Annotated in this window: 21 protein-coding genes and 1 pseudogene; 11 read left to right on the top strand and 11 right to left on the bottom strand. The window is 61.3% G+C overall.

Annotation, left to right across the window (positions count from 1 at the left end; translation table 11 throughout):
- The first annotated feature begins 4 nt into the window (after nucleotides 1–4).
- From BFQ01_RS09155 to groL, 5 genes are all read left to right on the top strand, one after another.
- Nucleotides 5–1,012, top strand: coding sequence for a DUF481 domain-containing protein (locus BFQ01_RS09155; protein WP_027605476.1), 1,008 nt, complete (start codon nucleotides 5–7; stop codon nucleotides 1,010–1,012).
- A 94-nt stretch (nucleotides 1,013–1,106) separates the two neighbouring features.
- Complete coding sequence (locus BFQ01_RS09160) at nucleotides 1,107–1,838, top strand: HugZ family pyridoxamine 5'-phosphate oxidase (RefSeq protein ID WP_065925014.1); 732 nt, start codon at nucleotides 1,107–1,109, stop codon at nucleotides 1,836–1,838.
- A gap of 66 nt (nucleotides 1,839–1,904) precedes the next feature.
- The gene (locus tag BFQ01_RS09165) at nucleotides 1,905–2,381 is read left to right on the top strand and encodes an FxsA family protein (RefSeq protein ID WP_024077215.1); all 477 of its coding nucleotides are present in this window, start codon (nucleotides 1,905–1,907) and stop codon (nucleotides 2,379–2,381) included.
- 247 nt (nucleotides 2,382–2,628) lie between these two features.
- On the top strand, nucleotides 2,629–2,925 hold the full coding sequence (gene groES, locus BFQ01_RS09170) for a co-chaperone GroES (RefSeq protein WP_003175874.1): 297 nt from the start codon (nucleotides 2,629–2,631) through the stop codon (nucleotides 2,923–2,925).
- Between the two features lie 50 nt (nucleotides 2,926–2,975).
- The gene (gene groL / locus BFQ01_RS09175) at nucleotides 2,976–4,622 is read left to right on the top strand and encodes a chaperonin GroEL (RefSeq protein ID WP_065925015.1); all 1,647 of its coding nucleotides are present in this window, start codon (nucleotides 2,976–2,978) and stop codon (nucleotides 4,620–4,622) included.
- Nucleotides 4,623–4,700: 78 nt separating this feature from the next.
- Here groL and BFQ01_RS09180 read toward each other — a convergent pair whose 3' ends face one another.
- Nucleotides 4,701–5,420 (bottom strand): phosphatase PAP2 family protein, encoded by a 720-nt coding sequence (locus tag BFQ01_RS09180; RefSeq protein WP_065925016.1) that lies wholly within the window; start codon nucleotides 5,418–5,420, stop codon nucleotides 4,701–4,703.
- A gap of 51 nt (nucleotides 5,421–5,471) precedes the next feature.
- Nucleotides 5,472–7,421 carry an LTA synthase family protein gene (locus tag BFQ01_RS09185; RefSeq protein WP_065925017.1) on the bottom strand — a complete coding sequence of 650 codons (1,950 nt, stop codon included), beginning with the start codon at nucleotides 7,419–7,421 and terminating at the stop codon, nucleotides 5,472–5,474.
- A 200-nt stretch (nucleotides 7,422–7,621) separates the two neighbouring features.
- Between BFQ01_RS09185 and colR the strand changes: the two genes are divergently transcribed.
- From colR to BFQ01_RS09210, 5 genes are all read left to right on the top strand, one after another.
- Nucleotides 7,622–8,305 carry a two-component system response regulator ColR gene (colR, locus tag BFQ01_RS09190; protein WP_027605482.1) on the top strand — a complete coding sequence of 228 codons (684 nt, stop codon included), beginning with the start codon at nucleotides 7,622–7,624 and terminating at the stop codon, nucleotides 8,303–8,305.
- A complete protein-coding gene (locus BFQ01_RS09195) occupies nucleotides 8,295–9,575 on the top strand; it encodes a sensor histidine kinase (RefSeq protein ID WP_065925018.1) in 1,281 nt (426 codons plus the stop codon). The genes colR and BFQ01_RS09195 overlap by 11 nt, the downstream gene beginning before the upstream one ends.
- 188 nt (nucleotides 9,576–9,763) lie before the next feature.
- Entirely contained in the window at nucleotides 9,764–10,444 is a 681-nt protein-coding gene (locus tag BFQ01_RS09200) for a class I SAM-dependent methyltransferase (RefSeq protein WP_065925019.1), read from the top strand.
- A 4-nt stretch (nucleotides 10,445–10,448) separates the two neighbouring features.
- A complete protein-coding gene (locus BFQ01_RS09205) occupies nucleotides 10,449–11,168 on the top strand; it encodes a lipopolysaccharide kinase InaA family protein (RefSeq protein ID WP_065925020.1) in 720 nt (239 codons plus the stop codon).
- Complete coding sequence (locus BFQ01_RS09210; RefSeq protein WP_027605486.1) at nucleotides 11,165–11,392, top strand: hypothetical protein; 228 nt, start codon at nucleotides 11,165–11,167, stop codon at nucleotides 11,390–11,392. Before BFQ01_RS09205 ends, BFQ01_RS09210 begins: the two co-directional genes overlap by 4 nt.
- A 294-nt stretch (nucleotides 11,393–11,686) precedes the next feature.
- Here the strand turns inward: BFQ01_RS09210 and BFQ01_RS09215 are convergent, their stop codons facing one another.
- Genes BFQ01_RS09215 through BFQ01_RS09225 form a run of 3 tightly spaced genes read right to left on the bottom strand, consistent with a single transcriptional unit; the run spans nucleotide 11,687 to nucleotide 15,322 of the window.
- Entirely contained in the window at nucleotides 11,687–12,784 is a 1,098-nt protein-coding gene (locus BFQ01_RS09215) for a DUF1513 domain-containing protein (RefSeq protein ID WP_065925029.1), read from the bottom strand.
- A gap of 2 nt (nucleotides 12,785–12,786) precedes the next feature.
- Nucleotides 12,787–13,851, bottom strand: a complete 1,065-nt coding sequence (locus BFQ01_RS09220) for an imelysin family protein (protein ID WP_065925021.1) — start codon at nucleotides 13,849–13,851, stop codon at nucleotides 12,787–12,789.
- 31 nt (nucleotides 13,852–13,882) lie between these two features.
- On the bottom strand, nucleotides 13,883–15,322 hold the full coding sequence (locus BFQ01_RS09225; protein WP_065925022.1) for a di-heme oxidoreductase family protein: 1,440 nt from the start codon (nucleotides 15,320–15,322) through the stop codon (nucleotides 13,883–13,885).
- A 140-nt stretch (nucleotides 15,323–15,462) separates the two neighbouring features.
- Here BFQ01_RS09225 and BFQ01_RS09230 point away from each other — a divergent pair, with 140 nt between their 5' ends.
- Nucleotides 15,463–16,026 carry an NAD(P)H nitroreductase gene (locus BFQ01_RS09230; RefSeq protein ID WP_065925023.1) on the top strand — a complete coding sequence of 188 codons (564 nt, stop codon included), beginning with the start codon at nucleotides 15,463–15,465 and terminating at the stop codon, nucleotides 16,024–16,026.
- 63 nt (nucleotides 16,027–16,089) lie between these two features.
- Here the strand turns inward: BFQ01_RS09230 and BFQ01_RS33290 are convergent, their stop codons facing one another.
- The 6 genes and pseudogenes from BFQ01_RS33290 to BFQ01_RS09255 form a co-directional block, all read right to left on the bottom strand.
- Nucleotides 16,090–16,845, bottom strand: coding sequence for a methyl-accepting chemotaxis protein (locus BFQ01_RS33290; protein WP_370671249.1), 756 nt, complete (start codon nucleotides 16,843–16,845; stop codon nucleotides 16,090–16,092).
- A 150-nt stretch (nucleotides 16,846–16,995) separates the two neighbouring features.
- A pseudogene (locus BFQ01_RS33295) lies at nucleotides 16,996–18,228 on the bottom strand (chemotaxis protein); the annotation flags it as partial.
- Between the two features lie 140 nt (nucleotides 18,229–18,368).
- A complete protein-coding gene (locus tag BFQ01_RS09240; RefSeq protein WP_065925025.1) occupies nucleotides 18,369–18,770 on the bottom strand; it encodes a YbaN family protein in 402 nt (133 codons plus the stop codon).
- Between the two features lie 169 nt (nucleotides 18,771–18,939).
- Complete coding sequence (locus tag BFQ01_RS09245) at nucleotides 18,940–19,548, bottom strand: biliverdin-producing heme oxygenase (RefSeq protein WP_065925026.1); 609 nt, start codon at nucleotides 19,546–19,548, stop codon at nucleotides 18,940–18,942.
- A 136-nt stretch (nucleotides 19,549–19,684) separates the two neighbouring features.
- Complete coding sequence (locus BFQ01_RS09250; RefSeq protein WP_065925027.1) at nucleotides 19,685–22,249, bottom strand: TonB-dependent receptor; 2,565 nt, start codon at nucleotides 22,247–22,249, stop codon at nucleotides 19,685–19,687.
- A gap of 117 nt (nucleotides 22,250–22,366) precedes the next feature.
- The coding region (locus BFQ01_RS09255; RefSeq protein ID WP_065925028.1) for a FecR family protein at nucleotides 22,367–23,080 on the bottom strand (714 nt) is incomplete at its 5' end.

Here is a 23,080-nt window from a genome sequence, read left to right on the forward strand (position 1 = left end):
GCTTATGTTGTCCAGAACCCTGCTGTGCCTCGCTGTCTTCAGTGCCTCCACGCCCCTGCTGGCCGATACCGTCTGGTTAAAAAACGGTGATCGCCTGACCGGCAAGATCAAGGTCTTCGACGGTGGCAAGCTGCTGATCCAGACCGACTACGCCGGCGCCATTCCGGTGGACTGGAAGCAGGTGAAAACCCTGGAGAGCGACCAGGAGTTGCTGGTCAAGCAGGACGCCTACACCGGCGAGAAGGCCAAGTCCCTGCAGGCGGCGGACGATGGCAAGGTGGTGCTGGCCAATGGCGAGGCGCCCAAGACCGTCGAGCTGGCAAGTATCCAGCAGATCATCAAGCCCAAGCCGGTGATCGAAGACCTGGTGTGGAAGGGCAATGTCGACATGGCGCTGGACTACAAGCGCGCCGAAAAAGACACCAATGACTACGACATCGACTTCAAGACCACCGCGCGCCATGGCCAATGGCGCCATACCGGGCAGGGCGAGTACAACCGCGAGTTCCAGGACGACGTCACTACCACCGACAACTGGGCGCTGGAGTATGACCTGGACCGCTTCATCACCGAGCACTGGTTCTGGCAGGGGCGCCTGACCTACAAGCGCGATAAGGTTGAAGACCTGGCGCGCCAACGTACCGTCGGTACCGGCCCGGGCTACCAGTTCTGGGACGACGAACTGGGGGCGTTCTCCCTCGGCTCGCTGGTCAACCGCACCGATTACGAGTACGCCGATGGCGGCAAGGACAACTTCTATTCCTTGGCCATGAAGTGGAACTACAACCGCTACCTGGTGGGCAAGACCGTTGAGTTCTTCACCAATGGCGAGGTGGGCAAGCCTATCGACGGCCCGGCCGAGTACTCCCTGGATGCGGAAATGGGCCTGCGCTATAAAGTCACCGAGTGGGCGTCGCTCAACCTCAAGGCCGAGCGCGACGTGATCAGCGGCGATTCGGAAAGCAGCCTGAGCAAGACCCGCTATACCGCAGGCTTCGGCGTCGCCTGGTAATCGAGCCGCTGGCAACCGGCGCGTAGATTGATTACCTTGTGTTGAGATCCATTCCCATACGCTATGGGCGGCCGAATACCCGAGGAGTCATACGTTGAGCACGCAGGTTGCCAAGAACGCCCGAGAGCTGTTGCTCAAGGAATACCGTGGGGCTCTCTCCACACTGTCCAAGGCCATGCCCGGCTTTCCGTTCGGTTCGGTCGTGCCGTATTGCCTCGACGAGCAGGGCCGCCCGCTGATTCTGATCAGCCGTATCGCCCAGCACACCCATAACCTGCAAAAAGATCCCAAGTGTTCGCTGCTGGTCGGCGAGCGTGAAGCGGATGATGTGCAGGCCGTGGGGCGCCTGACCTACCTGGCCGAAGCCGAGAAACTCGAGGACCCGGTCGCCATCGAAGCAGCGGCCGAGCGCTATTACCGCTACTTCCCCGATTCGGCCAACTACCACCAGGCCCACGATTTCGATTTCTGGGTGCTCAAGCCGGTGCGCCACCGTTATATCGGCGGGTTTGGCGCGATTCACTGGGTCGACCAATTGACCCTGGCCAATCCCTTCGCGGGCAAGGCCGAGCGCAGCATGATCGAGCACATGAACAGCGACCACACCAAGGCCATTGCCCATTACGTCGAGTTGGCCGGCTTGCCTGCTTTCGAACCTGCGCAATTGGCCGGCATCGACAGCGAAGGCCTGCACCTGCGTATCGGCCAGGCCCTGCACTGGCTGCCGTTTGCGGCGTCTTGCAACACGCCGACACAAGTACGCGAAGCCCTGGTTTCATTGGCCCACGCCGAGGTCTGGCCGAAAAAAGCCGCCGCTGAAGCTTGAATTCACGAAACGGCGACGTCATCTAAGGTGGACTGGCAAGGCATTCTTGCGTTGAGGAACCTTTTGATGCGCCCTTTTTTATTGCTCTTTCTGCTGTTCCCGGTGTTGGAGCTGTTCGTATTCGTTCAAGTCAGCGGTGCGATCGGGTTTTTCCCGGCCCTGTTGCTGATCATTCTCGGCTCGATGCTCGGCGTCCTGGTGCTGCGCGTCGCCGGCCTGGCCACGGCGCTGCGTGCCCGTGAGAGCCTGAACCGCGGCGAACTGCCGGCCCAGACCATGCTCGAAGGCCTGATGATGGCGTTGGCGGGCGGCCTGTTGATCCTGCCGGGCTTTATCAGCGACGTAGTGGGCCTGGTGATGCTGCTGCCGTTCACCCGCAAATTGCTGGCGGGCAAGATGCGCCAGCGCGCCGAAGAGGCCGCTATTCGCCAACGTGCGTTCGCCGACGACCTGCAACCCCGTGGCGGCCCGGCTCCGCGCCAACCGTTGGGGCGAGAAGGCGACGTGATCGAAGGCGAGTTCGAACACCGCGACAGCAAATAACCGCTTCACTGGCACGGCACCTTCGGGTGCCGTGGTGCTTTTATAGGCTGGCAGACGCAAAAAAAATCATCGCCGGCCCCTTGTAATAAGCTTATGCGCCCTTATGTAACGGTCACCGCAAGGTTTCTGGTGGCGACACCGGACAGACTTCCGTGTTTCGCCCAGCGAACCGCGACCGGCACTGCCGGAATACAACCCGCCGGTATCGATACCGGCCGATGAAAAACACAATTAGGAGAGATCGACAATGAGCAAGCTTCGTCCTCTGCACGACCGCGTCGTAATCCGTCGCAGCGAAGAAGAAAAGAAAACCGCTGGCGGTATCGTTCTGCCAGGTTCGGCTGCTGAAAAAGCCAACCACGGTGTGATCGTCGCTGCAGGCCCAGGCAAGACTCTGGAAAACGGTGACGTACGTGCGCTGGCCGTTAAAGTCGGTGACAAGGTTGTATTTGGCCCTTACTCCGGCAGCAACACTGTGAAAGTCGACGGCGAAGACCTGCTGGTTATGGCTGAGAACGAGATTCTCGCCGTTCTGGAAGACTGATTTCCCCGCTCATTTTCCCGTTACTACAAAGTATTTAAGGAATATCGATCATGGCTGCTAAAGAAGTTAAATTCGGCGATTCCGCCCGTAAGAAAATGCTCACCGGTGTCAACATCCTGGCTGACGCAGTAAAAGCGACCCTGGGCCCGAAAGGCCGTAACGTGATCATCGAGAAGAGCTTCGGCGCTCCGACCATCACCAAGGACGGCGTTTCCGTCGCCAAAGAAATCGAACTGGAAGACCGTTTCGAAAACATGGGCGCGCAGCTGGTCAAAGACGTTGCCTCCCGTGCCAACGATGACGCAGGCGACGGTACTACCACCGCCACCGTTCTGGCTCAGGCGATCGTCAACGAAGGCTACAAGGCCGTTGCTGCCGGCATGAACCCGATGGACCTCAAGCGCGGCATCGACAAGGCCACCATCGCCATCGTCGCTGAGCTGAAAAACCTGTCCAAGCCTTGCGCCGACACCAAGGCTATCGCCCAGGTAGGCACCATCTCCGCCAACTCCGACAGCTCCATCGGCGACATCATTGCCGAAGCCATGGAAAAAGTCGGTAAAGAAGGCGTGATCACCGTTGAAGAAGGCACTGGCCTGGAAAACGAACTGTCGGTTGTCGAAGGCATGCAGTTCGACCGTGGCTACCTGTCCCCGTACTTCGTCAACAAGCCGGAAACCATGGTTGCCGAGCTGGACAGCCCGCTGATCCTGCTGGTCGACAAGAAGATTTCCAACATCCGCGAAATGCTGCCAGTGCTGGAAGCCGTTGCCAAAGCCGGCCGCCCACTGCTGATCGTTTCCGAAGACGTTGAAGGCGAAGCCCTGGCGACCCTGGTTGTGAACAACATGCGTGGCATCGTTAAAGTCGCAGCCGTCAAGGCTCCAGGCTTCGGCGACCGTCGCAAGGCCATGCTGCAGGACATTGCCGTCCTGACCGGCGGTACCGTTATCTCCGAAGAGATCGGCCTGAGCCTGGAAAGCGCCACCCTGGAAAACCTGGGTAGCGCCAAGCGCGTGACCATCTCCAAGGAAAACACCATCATCGTTGACGGTGCTGGCGTTGACGGCGACATCCAATCGCGCATCACTCAGATCCGTGCCCAGGTTGCCGAGACGTCTTCGGACTACGACCGTGAAAAACTGCAAGAGCGCCTGGCCAAGCTGTCCGGCGGCGTTGCAGTGATCAAGGTTGGCGCGGGTTCCGAAGTTGAAATGAAAGAGAAGAAAGCCCGCGTTGAAGACGCCCTGCACGCAACCCGCGCAGCCGTCGAAGAAGGCGTGGTACCTGGCGGTGGCGTCGCGCTGATCCGTGCCCTGGAAGCCCTGACCAACCTGGCCGGCGACAACGCTGACCAGAACGTCGGTATCGCTGTGCTGCGTCGTGCGGTTGAAGCACCGCTGCGTCAGATCGCTGCCAACTCCGGCGACGAGCCAAGTGTTGTGGTCAACGAAGTCAAGAACGGCAAAGGTAACTACGGTTACAACGCTGCGACTGGCGTCTATGGCGACATGATCGAAATGGGCATCCTGGACCCTACCAAGGTGACTCGTTCCGCGCTGCAGGCCGCAGCCTCCATCGGTGGTCTGATCCTGACCACCGAAGCTGCAATCGCTGACAAGCCAAAGGCTGAAGGCTCGGCTGGCGGCGGTATGCCAGACATGGGCGGCATGGGTGGCATGGGCGGCATGATGTAAGCCAGCCTTACCCCTGTACTGAAAAAGCCCCGCCTGCAGTGATGCAGGCGGGGCTTTTTTGTGGGCGGCGGCTTGGGCTCAGGTGGGCGCCGCGCGCTTGGATGGCCGGTACAGCAACAGGCAATACAGCCCCAGGCAGATCAGCCAGCAGAAAATTGCCGTCCACACGTTATGGGAAAAGAAGTGCGCGCCTTGCATCATACGGCTGACGGAAAAAACGCTGCCCAAGCCGACGGCGAAGATGAATGCGTAGCGCGCCAGGCGCGGCTGCCGGTCACGCAGTGCAAAAAACAGGGCGAACAAGGCGAACCCGGTGGCGGCATGACCGCCTGGCCAGCAGCGCCCGGGTTTATCGGTGGGCGGGCGAGGGCTCAGCAGTTTGCTGTAGGTTTCCTGACCGCCGAATTCCTGGACGCTCCACGGGCACTGGACGCCGGTGATGGTTTTCAGCGGAGCGACAAACGCGGTCGCCAGCCCGAGTGACAGCACCAGGCAGCCCAGTTCACGACGATAGGGTTTGAGCCGTCGGAGAATAAACGTGCCGGCAAATCCCAGGATCGCCAGGACCGAGAACAGGATGACCAACTGTTTGGCACGATCATGCAGGATGTCTTCGAGGAAGAAACTGTAACGCCCGATGAAGCCGCCCTCCGCGCCGTTGTAGAACAGCTTGGCGAGGTTCATGTCCAGCGAGGTCAGCTCCAGCAGCAGCAATAGGAGCGCAGCGCCGCCGGGGATGCCCAGGCAGAGCCATAGGTTGAGAGGTTTGGAGACGGGGACGGCGGGGGTGGTTCCCATGGTGGACCCTGGTGAAAAACGTCCCGTACTGACCTGTACGGGGCGTTTTGGTTAGCGCGTGCTCAGTGCCGGGGCCTCTTCCTTGGGCGCTCTCCAGCTCAGTAACTGTTGTTTGAAGTCATAGCTGGCGGCCTGGTAGTAGGTGATCGCCCGCTGGATCAACGGGTCATCGCTGCCGACCCGCAACTCCTGGCTCTCACCCAGGGCCTGGTCATGGCGGCGCAGGCCCAGGCGTGGGCTGAGAATGGCCAGGTCCTTGCCGTCGAACAGGCCCAGGTGCTGGTAGTTGCCGAGCACCACCCGAGGTGGCAGTGGGTTGTCTTGCAGTAGGTTGCGACCAAAGAAGGTGGATTCGTAGCTCAGGTTGAGCAGGCCCAGCAGCGTGGGCGCCAGGTCGATCTGGCTGGCCAGTTGTGCGCTTTCCCGTGCGTCGATCAGCTTGGGCGCATAGATGAACAGCGGAATCTGGTAGTTGGTGATGGGCAGGTCTTCCTTGCCTGCGCTGCCGGCGGTGTGGTCGGCGACGAAGATGAAGATCGTGTTATCGAACCAGGGTTTTTGGCGGGCGGCTTCCAGGAATTGGCCGATGGCGTGGTCGGTGTATTTCACCGCGCCGTCGCGGCCATTCCCGGATTTGATGTCGATACGCCCATCCGGGTAGGTGTAGGGGCGGTGGTTGGAAGTGGTCATCAGTTGCAGCAAAAAGGGCTGCTGCTTCGCGTAGTCGATGTCGGCCAGTTTCAGGGTTTGGTTATACAGGTCCTCGTCAGCCATGCCCCAGGCGTTCTTGAACGAGATTTCTGACTCGGGCACGCTGCTCTGGTCCACGACGCGATAACCGTTGCCGCTGAAAAACGCGTTCATGTTATCGAAGTACCCGCGCCCGCCGTACACAAACACGCTGTCGTAACCGACGGCCGTGAGCTGTTGCCCCAGGCTGGCGAAGCCGCTTTCACGACCGATGCGCTTGACGATCGAGCGCCCGGGCGTGGGTGGAATCGCCAGGGTGATCGCCTCCAGGCCACGGTCGGTGCGAGTGCCGGTGGCATAGAAATTATTGAAATACAGGCTCTGTTTACGCAGCGCATCCAGGTTAGGCGTGAGGTTGCGCTCGTCGCCGTTGCTGCCCATGTACTTGGCGCTGAAACTTTCGATGGTCACCAGCACGACATTGGGTTTGCGCGGCGTGCCCGGATTGGTGATGGCGCGGCGGATATCCAGCGAGTCCTGGCCGATAAAGCGGGCGTTGGGTTCGCTCAGCTCTGCACGCAGTTGCGTGGCGATAACCTCAGTCGGCAGGGTTTTGTAGAACTGTGGGTAATCCAGTTCGTTGTTACGGAATGCGGCAAAAAACTGATACGGACCATTGCTGGCCAGTTCGTTCTTGTAGGCGTTGCCACCCAGGGCTCGCGGGCTGTCCTGGCTGATCAGCTGCAGGCTGAGGCCAGCAATCACCAACAGGGCCAGGGCATTCACCAGGCGACCGCGCATCGGCGGCAGTGGGGCGCTCATCGCCGCATTGAACGGCTTGCGCAAGGCCAGGCTCAAGACAATCGCCAGCATGGCGAGCAGGCTCAGCAGTTTGCCGATCGGGTAGGACTCGAGCAGGTTGTTCAACACCTCGTCGGAGTACACCAGGTAATCGACGGCAATGAAGTTGAAGCGCACGCCGAATTCATCCCAGAACAGCCACTCGGCCACCGAGGTAAACAGCATGGCGAACAGGCTGACGGTGAGCACGGCCTGCAGGAACCAGCGGTGACCGCGACGGCGCCACAGCACGGGCGGGCACAGCAGCAAATACAGACCCAGCGGCAGTGCCGCATACGCCAGGAAACCCAGGTCGTACAGCAGGCCCACGCCAAACACCGGCAACAGGTTGCCGCCGACTTCATCCAAATGGGTGATGAGCAGCACGCCACGAGAGAGCAGGAAAATAACCAGCCAGGCACCGGTTACCAACAGCAAATAGCGCATTGGCGCCGTCTTGAGCAACCCCATGTCCATGTTCCTTATATCAATGGGGGCGATCTTCTGCCTGACACTGTAGTCAGTTTGTGAAGCTATAGTGAAAAACTCGTTGGTAGGCTGAATCGGTTGAAAACCTATATTGGCACGCCTTTCCGCTCTATCCCTGAGCCACACTTGGCCTTAAGCTGCGCGAGCCAACACGGCCGTTACCGCGTACGGAGACACTGCCCATGCGAATTCTACTGGTTGAAGACAACCGCGATATTCTGGCCAACCTGGCCGACTACCTGGGGCTAAAAGGCTACACCGTGGACTGTGCGCAGGACGGTTTGTCGGGCCTGCACCTGGCCGCGACCGAGCATTACGACTTGATCGTGCTCGACATCATGCTGCCTGGCATCGATGGCTACACCTTGTGCAAACGCCTGCGTGAGGACGCGCGCCGTGACACGCCGGTGATCATGCTCACCGCTCGCGACCAGTTGGATGACCGGCTGCAGGGCTTCAAGTCCGGCGCCGATGACTATTTGCTCAAACCGTTTGCCCTGTCGGAACTGGCTGCGCGCATCGAAGCGGTGCTGCGCCGTGCCCAAGGTGGCGGTCGCCGCGCCCTGCAAGTGGCTGATCTGAATTACGACCTCGATACCCTGGAAGTGACCCGCGAAGGGCGCCTGCTCAAGCTCAACCCGGTCGGCCTGAAGCTGCTCGCGGTCTTGATGCAGAAAAGTCCCCACGTATTGCGTCGGGAAGTGCTGGAAGAGGCGCTGTGGGGCGATGACTGCCCGGACAGCGACAGCCTGCGCAGCCACGTGCACCAGTTGCGCCAGGTGATCGATAAGCCGTTCGCCAAGCCGTTGCTGCAAACCGTGCATGGTGTGGGTTACCGCTTGGCCGAGGGCCGTGATGGAGTTTAAGCAAAGCCTTGCCCAGCGGATCATCATCGCCTTTGCCTTGATGAGTGCGTTGGTGGCGGGGGCCTTCGCCATGGGCATCGTCGCCACCGTGCACCTGGTGGAAGAGAAGTTGATCTCGGCAGGCTTGGGCGGTGACCTGCAGCGCCTGCTGCTGATGGACACCGTCGAGGACTGGCGGCACCGGCCCGAGCCCGACCAGCTGTTTTACTTCAGCGGTGGCCCCGGGGATTTTGAATTGCCCAAGGACCTGCGGCATCTGGAACCAGGGTTTCATGAGGTGTTTCGCGAGGCGCTGTCGTACCACGCGATGGTCGAAGTGGTCGACGGTCGGCGCTATGTGCTGCTGCAGGATCAAAGCGATTTCGAAGAGCGCGAGCGCGTGCTGTTTGCCGTGGTGCTGGTGGGCTTCGTGCTCAGCCTGGCGCTGGCGGTATTCCTCGGCTGGGTGCTGGCCCGTAAAGTGATGGCGCCGGTGGTGCGCCTGGCTCGCCAGGTGCGGCACCGCGACCAGTTGCTGGGCCTGGCGCCGCCCCTGGCACCGGACTACGCGGCCGACGAAGTGGGTGAGCTGGCGGTGGCCTTCGACGCCACGCTGGGGCGCCTGCGCCAGGCGTTGTCCCGCGAGCAGTTGTTCACCAGCGATGTCAGCCACGAACTGCGCACGCCTTTGATGGTGCTGGCCAGTTCCTGCGAACTGTTGCTGGAAAACCCGGCTATCGATCAGCGTGGGCGTAACCAGGTCGAGCGAATCGCCCGGGCCTGCGAAGAAATGCGCGAACTGGTGCAAACCTTCCTGATGCTGGCCCGGGCTCAGCATGATGACGGGAGCATGTCGCCTAGGGCCAATCTGTCCCAGGTCGCTGATGATCTGCTCGGCATCTGGCGCGAGCCCATCGAACACAAGGGCCTGGAGTTGATCTACCAGCCGGGCGACCCGCTGGATACGCGCTACAACGCGACCTTCCTGCATGCCGTGATGGGCAACCTGTTGCGCAATGCCCTGCATTACACCGAAAGCGGCTTCATCCGGCTGACCCTGGAGCCGACCGGGTTTGTGGTGGAAGACAGCGGCGTCGGCATTCCCGAAGACAAGCGCGAAGCGATGTTCGAGCCGTTCGTCCGCGGCAGTGAGAAGCGCGGCGAGGGTCTGGGGTTGGGTTTGTCACTGGTCCAGCGCATCTGCGAGAACCAGGGCTGGAGCGTTACCCTCAGCACCGTGGAGCCCAATGGCTGTCGCTTTCATGTCCAGTTGAGTCAGGTCAACGCCTGAACGTTCCCGCTGCCGTTATCCTGCCAGAGATCCCCGTAATTCGGCGAAGATGGCCCCATGATATTGCTTGTATCTGTAAAGTCTTGAAATATATGAGATTGGACAGGACAAGTTTTTCACAAGGGGTTGACCTGTTGATCACAGGACGCTGCTTAAGGTTGTAGGCATCAGCAACTGGAGATCCGTTGATGCCTACCCCGATCAAGCTCGAATTTTCCGAAAAGTACGACGATCAGCACGCCCACGAATATTTGCTCAAGCATCAGGACAATCTGGCTCGCCGGTTGTCCCACAAACGCGACGAGCAACTGGCCCGTGGCGCGTTGGCGATGGCCGGCGAGCCTGGCCTGGTGCTGGACCTGCCGTGTGGCGCCGGGCGTTTCTGGCCGCTGCTGGCGGAAAAACCCAACCGTGTGATCATCGGCGCCGACAATTCGGCCTCCATGTTGAAGGTCGCGATGGCCGCCCAGCCCGCAGAAGTGGTGAAAAGGGTACGACCCTTGCAGACATCTGCCTTCGATATCGATTTGCCGGATAACTCAGTCGACAGCATTTTCTGTATGCGCCTGCTCCACCACATTGGTGATCCGGCGCACCGTCAGGCAATTCTGCGGGAGTTTCAGCGGGTTACCCGTGACAGCGTGATCATTTCGCTGTGGGTCGATGGCAATTTCAAAGCCTGGAAACGCAAGCGTCTGGAAGGAAAGCGTCGCAAGACAGGTGAGCAGGAAGGTTACCAGAACAGATTTGTGTTACCGGCTGCTACTGTTGAAGCAGAGTTCGAGCAAGCCGGATTCCGTGTTCAGGAATCCCTGGACTTCATACCGCTGTACGCCATGTGGCGGGTGTATGTATTGCGCAAGAGGTAACAGGATGGCAGTTGAGTGCGTAGCAGGCAGTCACGTAGCTCCCGAAGAACGCTTCGATTATTTCTGGCGTCAGCAAGGCGAATGGGTCGAAGAGCCCAATCGCCGGCGTGGCGGTGAAAGTGGTGTACAGCGTGTAATGACTGCCAATGGCCGTTTGCTCTACAGCAAGCGCCAGACGGGCCATATCTACCGCAGTTGGCTGCACCCGTTCGGACGCCCCACGGTGCTGCGCGAGCGTGATGCCCTCAGGGGCCTGCGACTGCTGGATGTTCGCGTGCCCGAAATGGTCTTTTGTGAGGCGCGTCGTGACCCCGAGCACCACTGGAAGGCGCTGCTGGTAACCGCCGCCCTAGACGGCTTCGACGAAATTGAAAACTGGTACGCCGCCGGTGGTCGCGAAGAGTATGGCGAGCAGGTGCACGAGCGCTTGCTCAAGGAGTTGGCTGCCACCCTGGCCCGCATGCACAAGGGCCGCTGGCAGCACGGTTGCCTGTACATCAAGCATATTTTCGTGCGGGTGACGGGCGAGGGCGACTCGGCCCAGGTGGAAGTGGCGCTGCTGGACTTCGAGAAATGCCGCCAGCGCTTGACCGCTTATCGGGCAGCCTCCCATGACATGTTGCAGTTGCGTCGCCATTCGTCGTGGAACAGCACCGACTGGGAAAAACTCAGCTACTTTTACCAGACGGCGTTTGGCAGCGCTATCAAGGGTTTAACCAAATGAAGCTAGAAATAGCACGAGGTTTGTTCCTGGTCGGGGCGATGGGCATTGCGGCCCTGGCCCTGGCCGCATGGGAGCAACCTCGCACACAGGTGCTCAGTGCGGTGCAAGGGGGCGGGCAATGCCTGTTGCCCCGCGTCGCCAAGGCGAGTGCGGCGGTCAAGCCTGATCATGAGTTGCTGTTGTTCATGTTTGGGATGTCCCAAGGGATGAGGCCGCAGAGTTGAAACGATTCAAACCCCCGAAGAAGGGCCTTGCGATGCGAGGCCCTTTTTTTTACCTTCCAACCTTACTCGCAACGCGGCTGCTACAAGAGCCTCACCCCCGTAGATACCGTCTTATCGCAAATCCGTAGATACCGTCTTATCCAACACCGCGCAAATCCGTAGCAGCTGCCGAGCGCAAGCGAGGCTGCGTCAGGCGCGCTGCCGATTCAGGCTCGAGCCGCGGCCGACGCAGCCTCGCCAAGGCTCGACAGCTGCTACGGGGGGGCGGTGTTGGATAGACGGTATCTACGCAGGTCAGATCAGATGCAGGTGGTTATCCCAGAGCCCCGCCGGTAATTCCAACGGTTTGGCGACCAGCTGTTTCTGGCGGCAATCGTAGTAGCGGCAACGGCCCTGGCCCGAGGTGACGACAAACCCGTCCGCCACTGCGCCGACGCCTGCGCAATCGGGCAACGGTCCATCCAGGCGCAGCTCGGCGGTGTCCATGTCCCAGATAAAGAAGCGGTTACCACGGGGTGCGGTCAACGCCACCAGGCGCAACTCGCTGTGCACGGCGACGCTGGCGGTGTAATGCCCCATGGCCTGCAACTGCTCATCGGCCACCGGGAACGCCACGAACGGCTGGCCCGGGCGCTTGATCGCCAGCAACTCGGAGCGCTCCTGGGACGGTCCCATGAACTGCTGGCCGGTGAGAAGGGTGCCATCGCTGGCGATGCCCATATGGCGCACGCTGTTCATCTGCTGGCCGAGGGTTTCCTTGCTGATCAGCGTGCCGTCACGGTGCATCAGCACCAGGCTCGGTTCCATGGCGTTGAGGTTCATCTCCACGCGGCTTTCGGCTTCGGTGCGAATGCCGCCGTTGGCTACCACCAGGGTTTCGCCGTCGGGCATCCACGACACCTGGTGCGGGCCGATGCCATGGGTGGAGATCTCGCCGCTGTGCACCAGGCGCTCGCCTTCGAACTTGTACACACCGAGCAGGCCACGGCCGGGGTCTGACGTGTCGTTCTCGGTGGCGTACAGCCAATTGCCGCTCTTGTGGATAACCGCATGGCCGTAGAAGTGGCGGTTGGCGTTCGAGGTGAGGGTTTGCAACAGCGCGCCATTACGCAGGTCGATCAGGTAACTCTCGGTGCCTGGGCGGCGGGCAACAAACAGCGCAATCGGCAGTGTCGGGTGGTTGATGATGTCGTGGCAGCGCTGGCCGACCTGGGTGGCAAACACCTGCTTGCCGTCCAGCTGAAAGCCCACGGCATAGTGCTTGCCGTCTGCATCATCGCGCGCCGACAGCAGCAGCGGGCCCCTGTCTTTCCCTTTGAACAGCGTCCAGCCACCCAACGTGAGTGCGCTGAGCAGCACGCTGCCGATCGCCAAAGCCTGTCGCCTGAGCATCATCAGTCACCGTCGTTGGCATTGAAGCCCAGTTGGATCCCCAGCGCCTTGGCCAGCTCGCCTTCGTGCAGGCGGTGGACGACGTTGAGGCTGTCGTAGATGTCGTTGAGCTGCTGGCGTCCGGCGTCATCGTTCAACAGTTCGTTGAGGGTGCGCTGGTTGCTGGCGAACAGTTTCAGCGCGGCGGCATAGGCCGCGTCGATCTTGTCGGCCAATGGCTTCTGATCCGCCGGCAGCAAACCACGCAGGCCCTTGTTGTCCACGCCCACCCACACGGTCTGGGCGGCGGCGAGGCTGGCTTCCAGGCTTTGCAGGGACGACTGGCTGCGCCATGCATCGGCCTGGAACGGCTGCGGGATGCCCTTGGTCTGGCGGCCCATGGGCGTGCCGAGTTTTTTCTTCAGGGTGTCCAGTGCGGTCACTTGTACGCGCAGCAGATCGGCGATGGCTTCGTGGGAATCAGCGTAGCGCTGGTTCGGAAACTTACTCATCTGCGCGAGCATGCCGTCGGTGCTGTTCCAACTGGCCAGGATCTCTTCGGCCAGGGCTTTCTGACGATCACCGATGGCCACCAGCAGCGGGCAGTAACGGGCTTTCTGCGCCTCGTCGGCGATGTCGGTCCTGGCGTCGTAGAGGATGTATTCGTAGGCCGACAGGCCCTGAACCACCACGCTGGACTTGGCCAGTGCGGCGCCGTCGATCTGCGGCTGGGCGGCGACCAGTTGCTCGACCTGACGGCCCACGAGGTTCTTCTTGTCCGGCCAGAACTGCACCTGCCACGAGCGGTTGCCCTCGGCCAGTGGACCGATCAGCAGCGGCTGCAACTCGGCCCAGGCTTTTTGCGCGTGGAGGAAGTCGGCGCGGGCAGTGTCCAGGCTTTCCTTGCCCTGGCAGTAGGCCAGGGCGCTGACGGCCAACTGGCGGTCGGCTTCGACCCAACGGCTGTAGGTCGGCAGGATCACTTGCTTGGCGATCGCCGCCGAGGTCACGGCTTGCGGGTCTTGTGGCGAGCAGGCACCCAGGGCGAGGGCGGCCAGGCTGGTGAACAACAACTTGGGACGGAACATGTCGAGCTCCCTTCTGTAATTGGGGCGAAGCTTATAAAGAATTCAGGAACGCCAGCAACGCAGCGCGCTGCTCGGCATTGAAGGACAACACATGCTGCTGCGCCGCTTGTGCTTCGCCGCCGTGCCACAACACGGCTTCGAGCAGGTTGCGGGCGCGGCCGTCATGCAGGAACTGGGTATGGCCACTGACGGTCTGCGTCAGCCCGATGCCCCACAACGGCGGCGTGCGCCAGTCGCGGCCACCGGCCTTGAATTCTGTGCGGTTGTCGGCCAGGCCTGGGCCCATGTCGTGCAACAGCAGGTCGCTGTAGGGGCGAATCACCTGGTTGGCCAACTCGGGTTCGGCGGCATTCGCAGCGGTGGTGAACGTCGGTTTATGGCAACCCTGGCAACCGGCCTGGTAGAACAGGTTTTTCCCGGCCAGCACCTGCGGCGTGTCGACGTCGCGGCGCACGGGCACGGCCAGGTTGCGCGTATAGAACAGCACCAGGCGCAGGATGTTGTCGCTGACTTCCGGCTCGTCATCGGGGCCATTGCCGTTGGGTGCCTGTTTGCAGGCGACTTGGGCGTCGGTGCAGTCATCGAAGGGTCTCAGGGAGGTGGTGAGGCCCATATCACCAGAGAACGCGTGAACATTTTGTTGATTGAGATTGGGTTGCCCGGCTTTCCAGCCAAAACGCCCGAGTACGGTTTTTTGCTCGGCGTCATCCCAGACCCGATTCGCGCGGCCGACGAGGGCTTCCTTGTCGGCGGTCTTCGGGTCGGTATTGCGCAGGATGTCTGCGTCGCTGATGGCTTCGAGCAGGCCCAGGCCGATCATCGGCGGGGCGATGCGTGCGGAGAAGCGTGTATCTGGATGCATCGGGCCATAGCCGAGCTGGGTGATTTGCAGGTCGGGTTTGCGCAGCTCGATGACGGTGCCGTCCTTGAAGGTGACGTTGACCGGCGTGTAGTCGACGCGCACCTTGCCTTCCGGCGGCACGCCGGGCACCGCCATGTCCTGCAGTTGCCCGCCGTAGACGGGCTCGGGCACCACCCCGGCTTGCTCGATGAGCTTGGCGTAGGACGGCTGCTCCTGGATAGACAGGGGGATCGACAGGCGCACCAGCATCGACACCGCATTGGCCGCGTCGGGCAGCGGCGGGTGGCCACGGCCGTCCTTGATATGGCAGTTCTGGCAGGCGTTGGTGTTGAACAGCGGGCCCAGGCCATCCCGGGCGGTGGTGGTGGACGGCGCGATCACCCAGGGGCTGCGAAAGAAGCTGTTGCCCACGCTGAAATCCAGGCGGCGCGTGGGTGACAGGTTGGCCGAGGGCAGGGAAAACGCATTCTGGTCGCGCTTGTTCACCGTCGTCGCGCCGCCCGCTCGCGATTCACCCGGTTCGGCCTTGGTGAAGCGTGGGGCGTCGTCGCAGGCGGCCAGGCTCAAGGCCATCAACGCTGCGCACAGGCGAAAAAGCGAACGAAACATCGAGTTTCCCGGACGAAGGCTGGAAATAAGGTCGCAAAGTCTAACAGGGCGGGGCGGATTGAATAAGAGCAATTATCGTTTGGTGGCATCCCGATTCATTCCCGCTAGAATGACCGCACATTTTTTTCTGGAGGTGGCCAATGCAGGCTCTCGACGCTTTGCTCAACCGTGTTTCCGTGCCGCGTTTGCTGGAACCGGCACCGACCCAGGAGCAGCGCGATGTGCTGTTCGCCGCAGCCATGCGTGCGCCCGACCACGGCCAACTGCGCCCTTGGCGTTTCCTTACCGTGGAAGGTGCCGCCCGTGAGCAGATGGGCACGCTGTTGGCCGAAGCCGCCCGTTTGCAGGACGCCGATGCTCCCCAGGCTGTCATCGAAAAGGCCCAGAACGGCCCGCTGCGTGCACCGCTGGTGGTGGTGGTGATTGCCCGCCTGCAGGAGCACTTCAAGGTGCCCAAGTCTGAACAACTGTTGGCAGCCGCCTGCGCGGCCCACGGCATTCTGCTGGCGGCCTATGCCCAGGGGATTGGTGCGGTGTGGCGCACGGGTGAGTTGTCCTATTCGGCCCACGTGGCCAAAGGCCTGGGGCTGACGGCGGATGAGGAGGTGATTGGCTTCCTTTATTTGGGTACACCGCAGAACCCGCCGCGTACGGCGCCGAAGGAAGATGTGGCGGCGTTTGTGAAGGCCTGGACGGGTCTCTAAGCAGTAGGCGATCAAAATGTGGGAGGGGGCTTGCCCCCTCCCACATTTGACCATTGGTGTGTCTTACACCTTGAATTGATCCATGAGTTTCATCTGCTGGCTGGCCAACGCATTGAGCTGGCTGCTGATGGCCGCCGATTCGGTGGCCTGGCCGGTGAGGGTTTCGGTCACGGTGCGGATCGCCGAGACGTTGCGGTTGACCTCTTCGGCCACGGCGCTTTGCTGCTCGGCGGCGCTGGCGATTTGCAGGTTCATGTCGCTGATCACCGTCACCGCATCACTGATCTTGCCCAGGGCCTGCGCGGCTTGATGGATCTGCCCGGCGTTACTCTGGGCCTGGCTCTGGCTGGAGTGCATGGTTGCCACCACGCCACGGGTGCCGCTCTGGATGCGTTCGATCACCAGGCGGATTTCCTCCACGGAATCCTGGGTGCGCTTGGCCAGGTTGCGCACTTCGTCTGCCACCACCGCAAACCCCCGGCCGCTTTCCCCGGCGCGTGCGGCTTCGATCGCCGCGTTGAGCGCCAGCAGGTTGGTTTGCTCGGCAATGCTGCGGATCACTTCCAGGACTGAACCGATCTGCTCGCTATTGACCGCCAGGGCTTCGACTTCGCCCACCGCTTTGCTGACTTCTTCGGCGAGGGTGGTGATGTCGCGGGTGCTCTGCTCGATGATCGACATGCCTTCACGGGCCGACTGATCGGCGCCGCGTGCCGCGCTGGCGGCATTGGAGGCGCTGTTGGCGACGTCATGGGCGGTGGCGCTCATTTCGTTGGACGCCGTGGCCACCTGGTCGATTTCGCGGAACTGCACCTGCATGCCTTCGCTGGTCTGGCGTGCGATGGCCGAGGACTGGTCAGCCGTGCCACGGGCTTCGGTGATGCTCTGCTTGATCTGCGCGATGGTCGGTTGCAGCTTATCGAGGAAGCGGTTGAACCAGTTCACCAACTCGCCCAGTTCATCTTTCTTGGCATAGGCCAGGCGCTGGGTGAGGTCGCCGTCGCCGCTGGCGATGTCTTTAAGCATGGCTGCCACGCTGTTGATCGGACGGGTCACGCCGGTGGCGGTGAGCCAGATCAGCAGCAAGCCGAGCAGGCCGGCGGCGGCACCGACCAGCAGGGCCTTGAGGGTGCCGCTGGCCTGGGCTGCGTCGAGCACGCCTTGAAGTTTCGTGCTGTCGGCAAGCATCACGTGTTTGGGCAGTTTGATCACTACGCCCCAGGCTTTGGCATCGGCAATGGGCTTGACCGGGTAAACCGCGCGGATGGTGTCGCCTTGTTCGCGGTTGACATAGCTGCCACTGGCGAGCAGTTGCACGATCTCCTTGCCTTCTGCACCGAGGGTGTCGACCAGATTTTTTCCAACCTTGGCGGGTTCGCCACTGTAGGCCGCAATCAGGCCGTTGCTGGAAATGATCTCAAGGTGTGCCGCACCGTCGAACAGCTCTTTTTGCGCGGCGTCCGTGCTGGCTTGCAGGGTGTTGAGGGCGATATCGACACCGACCACGCCAATGACTTTCCCGTCCACGATCATCGGCAAGGAGATGGTGGTCATCAGTACCGGTGTGCCGGTCACCGTGTCTTCATATGGGTCCAGCAGGCAGGTGCTTCGGGTGTCCCGGGGGCAGGTGTACCAAATGTTATAGGGCGTTCCGCTGAGGTTGAGGGTGGTCTTGGTCAGGTCTTCCTCGAGCATGATGGTGTTCAAGGGTTCACCACCGACGCGGTTCCAGTAGCTGGAGAAGCGGCCTTTTTCATTGGACGCGCGGGTCTTGTCATTGGCGAACTCGCTGTCCTTGCCGTCCAGGCCATTGGGCTCGAACGCCAGCCAGATGCCGAGCACTTTGCTGTTGCGTTCGAAGGTGGTTTTCAGGCTCTGGTTGAGTTCTTCACGCAAGGCGCCGGGGTCCAGCGAGCGCTTGGTGGCCAGGTTGCGCAGGTCTTTGACCTGATCGGCGATGGCGGTGATCACGGTAAGATTTTCACCAAAGGTTTTCCGCAGCAGCACGGCTTGCTCCGCTGCCTTGGCTTGCAGCAGGTTCTGCACGCTGCTGGTGAGCATTCGCGAGCTTGAATCGCTGATCAGATGGTCGTTCTGGTTGGTTTCGTAAAGGTTGATGCTGATGATCAACGCTATTACGCCCAGCAGACATAGCCCGGACAGCAGCACGATTTTCAAACGTATGGAGAGGGTGTCGAACATAGGTTCACTCGCGAATGGGCGTGTGGAAATGCATGCAATCCAGGGCCAAGTCCATTCAGCGCTATGTCTGAAACATCGGCGTAACAAATCAATTCATGAGAGATAGGCGATGGGCGGTAGGAAAGCGGCTACAGCCGGCGTCACACGGGCTGTGCGAGCCGTTCCGGGCGTGACCAGATCCACAGGTTGCCCAGGCTCATCCCGGCAATCGCCAGGTAGATCGGCCAGCCGTGGTCGAGCATCACCAGCATCAGGATGGCGCACAGCAGCATGCTCACGGTGGCACTGACTTTGGCCCGGCGCGCGATGATCCTGCCGTTGCGCCAGTTGAACAGGATCGGTCCGAACAGGCGGTGGTTTTCCAGCCAGGCACTGAGGCGCGGTGAGCTTTTGGTCGCGGCCCAGGCGGCCAGGAGGATGAACTCGGTGGTGGGCAAACCCGGCACCACAATCGCCAACAGCCCGATGCCCAGGCTGACGTAGGCCAGCAGGCCGAAGAGGATCTGTGCGATTTTCGAGGTGGATTGGGGTTTGCGGGTCATGGTGTGTGCAAAGTAGGGGATAACAAAAGAGTCGGCATTGAAATGCGGTTTAAATGTGGGAGGGGGCTTGCTCCCGATAACGGTGCATCAGCCAACAAATAGGTACCTGACCCTCCGCCATCGGGGTGCAAGCCCCCTCCCACAGTTGATTGCATTTCAATGTGGGCGATCAGGCCAGTTCAGGGGCGCTAGCGTACGCCTGTTCCAGCAACACGGTGAAGCGTACAAACGCATCCACCGCGCCTTTTTCCGCTGCGGCTTCTTCCTCGGCGCTCAATTGCAACGCATCCAGGGTGCGAGTGAAGCTTTTCCAGCCTTCGGCGCGACCACCGGCCGGCTCACCCAGGTGGCGGGCACCGAAGGTTTCGCTCAGGCCCAGGCCTACGGCGCGCTTGATCAGGAACGCAGCGCCCAGCTTGGAACCTTCGGACACGAAGAGCCAGCCCAGGGCTTCGGCCTTGCTCGGGTTCTTCAGTGCGCCCGCGACCGGGGCGGGCACTTCGGTGTCCAGGTCAGCCAGGTCCAGCTTGGCGGCCTCGGCGCGGCAGCGTTCGGCCAGGTCGGGCACGATCTTGATCAGTTCGGCATCGTTGTACAGGGCTACCAGTTCTGACTGGAACAGGTATTGCGCCACCACGAACCGCGCGAAGTTGGCCTGGGTTTCAAACGGGGCGTGGGCCTTGACCAGCGCATCCAGCTTGGTATGCGGCTCGTTGGTGATCTGGTTCAGGCGCTGGGAGCGCAGGCTTGGGCGTTCTGCGGTAGAAGAAGCGGTCATGAAAAAGTCCTTGAGAAGGGGGAGCGCCTTATGGCCCTTAAAGAGAGCTGTTATCAACTAGACGAACAAGAAGACGCGGCACAGTAAAAAATCCTCACCTCGCCGCTGAAATTTCGACGAGGTGAGTCGGGTGTCGTCAGATGTCCCAGATCAGGTTGATCGCAACGTTGCGGCCCGGCTGGGTCAGGCGGTCGAGGTTGGCCGGTCCGGTCACCGCGGCTTCGCCGACACTGTCGTAGCTGCGTACGTCATCCCAGTTCCAGTACTTCTTGTCGGTGAGGTTGTAGAGGCCGCCGTTGATGGTCACGTCGTTGGTGACCTTGTAGAAGGCGGTCAGGTCGACAACACCGAAGCCCGGAGTCTTGAAGGGCCCGCTGGTGTCGCCGTCCGGCGCGTGGAAGGTACTGCTGTCGACGCGATCCTGCTTTTTCACCAGGGTCCAGCTCAACAGACCACCGTAGTTGTCCTGGTCGTAGCCCAGGCCAAACACGCCCTTGAGCGGGTTGACGCTGTTCAGCGGCTCGCCGTTATCGTCGTTACGACCGTAGGCATAGGACACCGAACCCTGGGTGTAGAGGCCCTGCGGGGCGCCGAATGCATCCAGGTTCAGGCGCCCTTTGGCTTCGGCCCCCTTGATGGTGGCGCGCTTGATATTGATGGCCTGGAACTGTTCGACCGTGCCGCCGACGACGGCGTTGTCCTCATCGATAAAGTCGCGGTACTTGTTGTAAAACACGGCGATTTCAAAGGATCCCTCGTCAAATTTGCCGCGAATCCCGGTTTCGATGCCCTTGCTGGTTTCTGGCTTGAGGTCGGGGTTGGGTTCGACGGTGTAGCCCAGGTTGAGGTTTTCAAAGCGGCCGTACAACGCCTTGGCGGATGGCGTACGGAAACCTTCGGCATATTGGCCGAACCAGGTGTATTGATCCGTCAGGGCGTAAGTCAGGCCGAACTTGGGCGTCACACGGTGCCAGGTTTTTTCCTTGTCGCTCACCGGGTCCGCGCCTGTCGGGTTGACGGTGTTGAGGAACGCCTGGGTCAGCTTGGGTTTGAGCTGGGTGTAGTCGTAGCGCACGGCGGGCAGGAAGGTCCATTTGTCCCAGCTGATCTGGTCCTGTGCGAACAGCGAATACGTGTTGATGGTCGGGTCGGGGAAGTCGCTGGACTTTTTCACGCTGTCAGTGGCAATCGGGCTGGGCGCGCCGATGGCGGTGCAGCCACTGCCGACGGCCACACAGGTCGCGCCGCCCTCGCGCGAGCCGGTGACTTTCTGCTGCTTGAGGGTGGTGCCGTAGGTCACTTGGTGATCGGTTTCACCGAGGCTGAACGCTTTGTCCAACTGAGCATCGAAAATCCACTGTTTTTCCTGGTACAGCGTGTCGCGGGTACGCAGGACACGACGACCTGACTGATAGATCTCGGCAGTGGTCTGGTCGGTCTTGGCGATCTGGTAGTTGAGGCTGGTCTTGATCCGGTCGGCAATCGGCGACTCAAGGGCGAAGCTGTTTTCCAGGCCGAAACGTTCGCGGGTAATGGTGTCGTTACCACGGCGATCACGGTACAGGTTGAAGCCTCGGCCGCCGATGAACGGGCCGCCCACCGCGTTCTTCAGGTTGACGTCGCGATCATCCTTGTACTTCTCATAGGTCAGGCCCAGGCGGTTGTCATCGCCATAGTTCCAGCCGAGCTTGGCCAGGATGTTGGTGGTGCGCGCGTCCTCGGGGTTGGCGCCGGTACGGGCCAGGCCGGTGGCGTTGTTGCCGTCGTAGGATTCGGTCTCATGGCCATTGCGCTGGCTCAGGTGCAGCAAGCCATCGAAGTCCTGCACGCGGCCGGCGACGGTGCCGGAGGTCAGCCAGCTTTCGTCGGCGGAACTGTAGCCGGTCTTCAGGCGTGCGCCGACGTCCTGGCCGGGCTTGATGATGTCGTCCGGGTCGAGGGTGAAGTAACTCACGGCACCGCCGATGGCGCTGCTGCCGTAGAGGGCCGAGGCCGGGCCGCGCAGGATCTCGACGCGCTTGACGATCTCCGGGTCGACGTAGTTGCGGCGGGTCTTGGCGTAGGGGCCGTTGAAGAAGTTGTCGGGCACTTCCACACCGTCCACCTGGGTGAGGATGCGGTCGCCGTCGATCCCGCGGATGTTGAACCCGGCATTGCCGGCACGGGTGCCAGCGCCGCCGACCGAGACGCCCGGCTCGTAGCGCACCAGTTCACGGATAGTGTTGACGTTCTGGCGGTCCAGTTCTTCGCGATCATGCACGCTGACGGTGCTGGGTACGCTGTTCACATCCTGCGCGTTACGGGTGGCGCTGATGGTCACCTGTTGCAGGTTGAGGGTGCTGCCCGTCGTGCGCTTTTCCAGGACGATGTTGTTGTTGCCCAGCTTGCGGTAGCTCAGGTTGGTCCCCACCAACAGCCGGTCCAGGGCTTTCTCCGGCGACAGGGCGCCGCGCACCCCAGGGGACGACACACCCTGGCCCAGCTCGGCGGGCAGGCCGACTTGCCAGCCGGTCACGCTGGTAAAGGCGTTCAGCGCCGAAACCAGTGGCTGTTGCTCGATGCTGAAGCTGTAGTTGCCGTGGTTGCGGGCGGCAGGTTCGGCGGCAGTGGCGGCCATCACTGGCGAACCGGCCAGCAGGATGGCGGCGGTCAGCAAGGACAGCACGGGGGAGGAGGACCGGCGGTTGAAACGAGAGGACATCGAGAGCGCTCCGGAAGGTACGAATCTTATAGTTGCGAACCGAACCAAATAGGAATCAGTTGCATTGGCTAAGACGAGACGTACCGCCGAAGGCTATCGAGTAAAAATAATTCTCATTTAGTTCAAAATCACCAGCGCGGGGTATTCCGACAATGTGGCTGAGGTGATGTGGGCCAGGGAGCGCACCACATCCAGGGGTTGGTCGAGGCGGTAGTTGCCGGTGACGGCAACGCTGGCGAGCTTGTCGTTGGTGTTGACGATCCAGCCGGGGTAGTAGCGACGCAGCTCGGCGAGCACTTCGCTCATCGGGCAGTTTTCGAAAATCAGCCGGCCTTGCACCCAGGCCAGGTCCTTGCTGGCATCCAGCCGGGCCGGTTGGCCAAAGCCCTTGGGCCCGATGCGGATGCTTTCGCCGGCACTCAGGCGCACGCGGGCATCGTCGAAGGTGTTGCTCAGGTCGACATCGCCGCGCTGCACCTGCACCTGGGCTTCGCCGTTGAGGTAGCGCACGGCGAAGGCGGTATCACGCACGCTGGCGCGCACGGGGCCGGCGTCGATTTCCAGGGGCAGGCCATGGCCGGGCATGATTTCGAAAAAGGCTTCGCCCTGGTACAGGCGGACGATGCGCTGGTGGTCCTTGATGCTGCTGGAAAACGCCGAATTGGTGTTCAGCAACACTTTCGAGCCATCGTCCAATTGCAGGCGCTGGCGTTCGCCCACCACCGTGAGATGGTCGGCTTGCAGGCGTACCGGCAGGTTGCTGAAGCTGAACAGGCCGATCAACAGCACGGCGGCGGTGGCCAGCGGTTTCCAGTGCGGCTTGATCCGGCG

It is taken from the genome of Pseudomonas sp. 8 R 14 (assembly GCF_900005955.1).
GTDB lineage: Bacteria > Pseudomonadota > Gammaproteobacteria > Pseudomonadales > Pseudomonadaceae > Aquipseudomonas > Aquipseudomonas marginalis.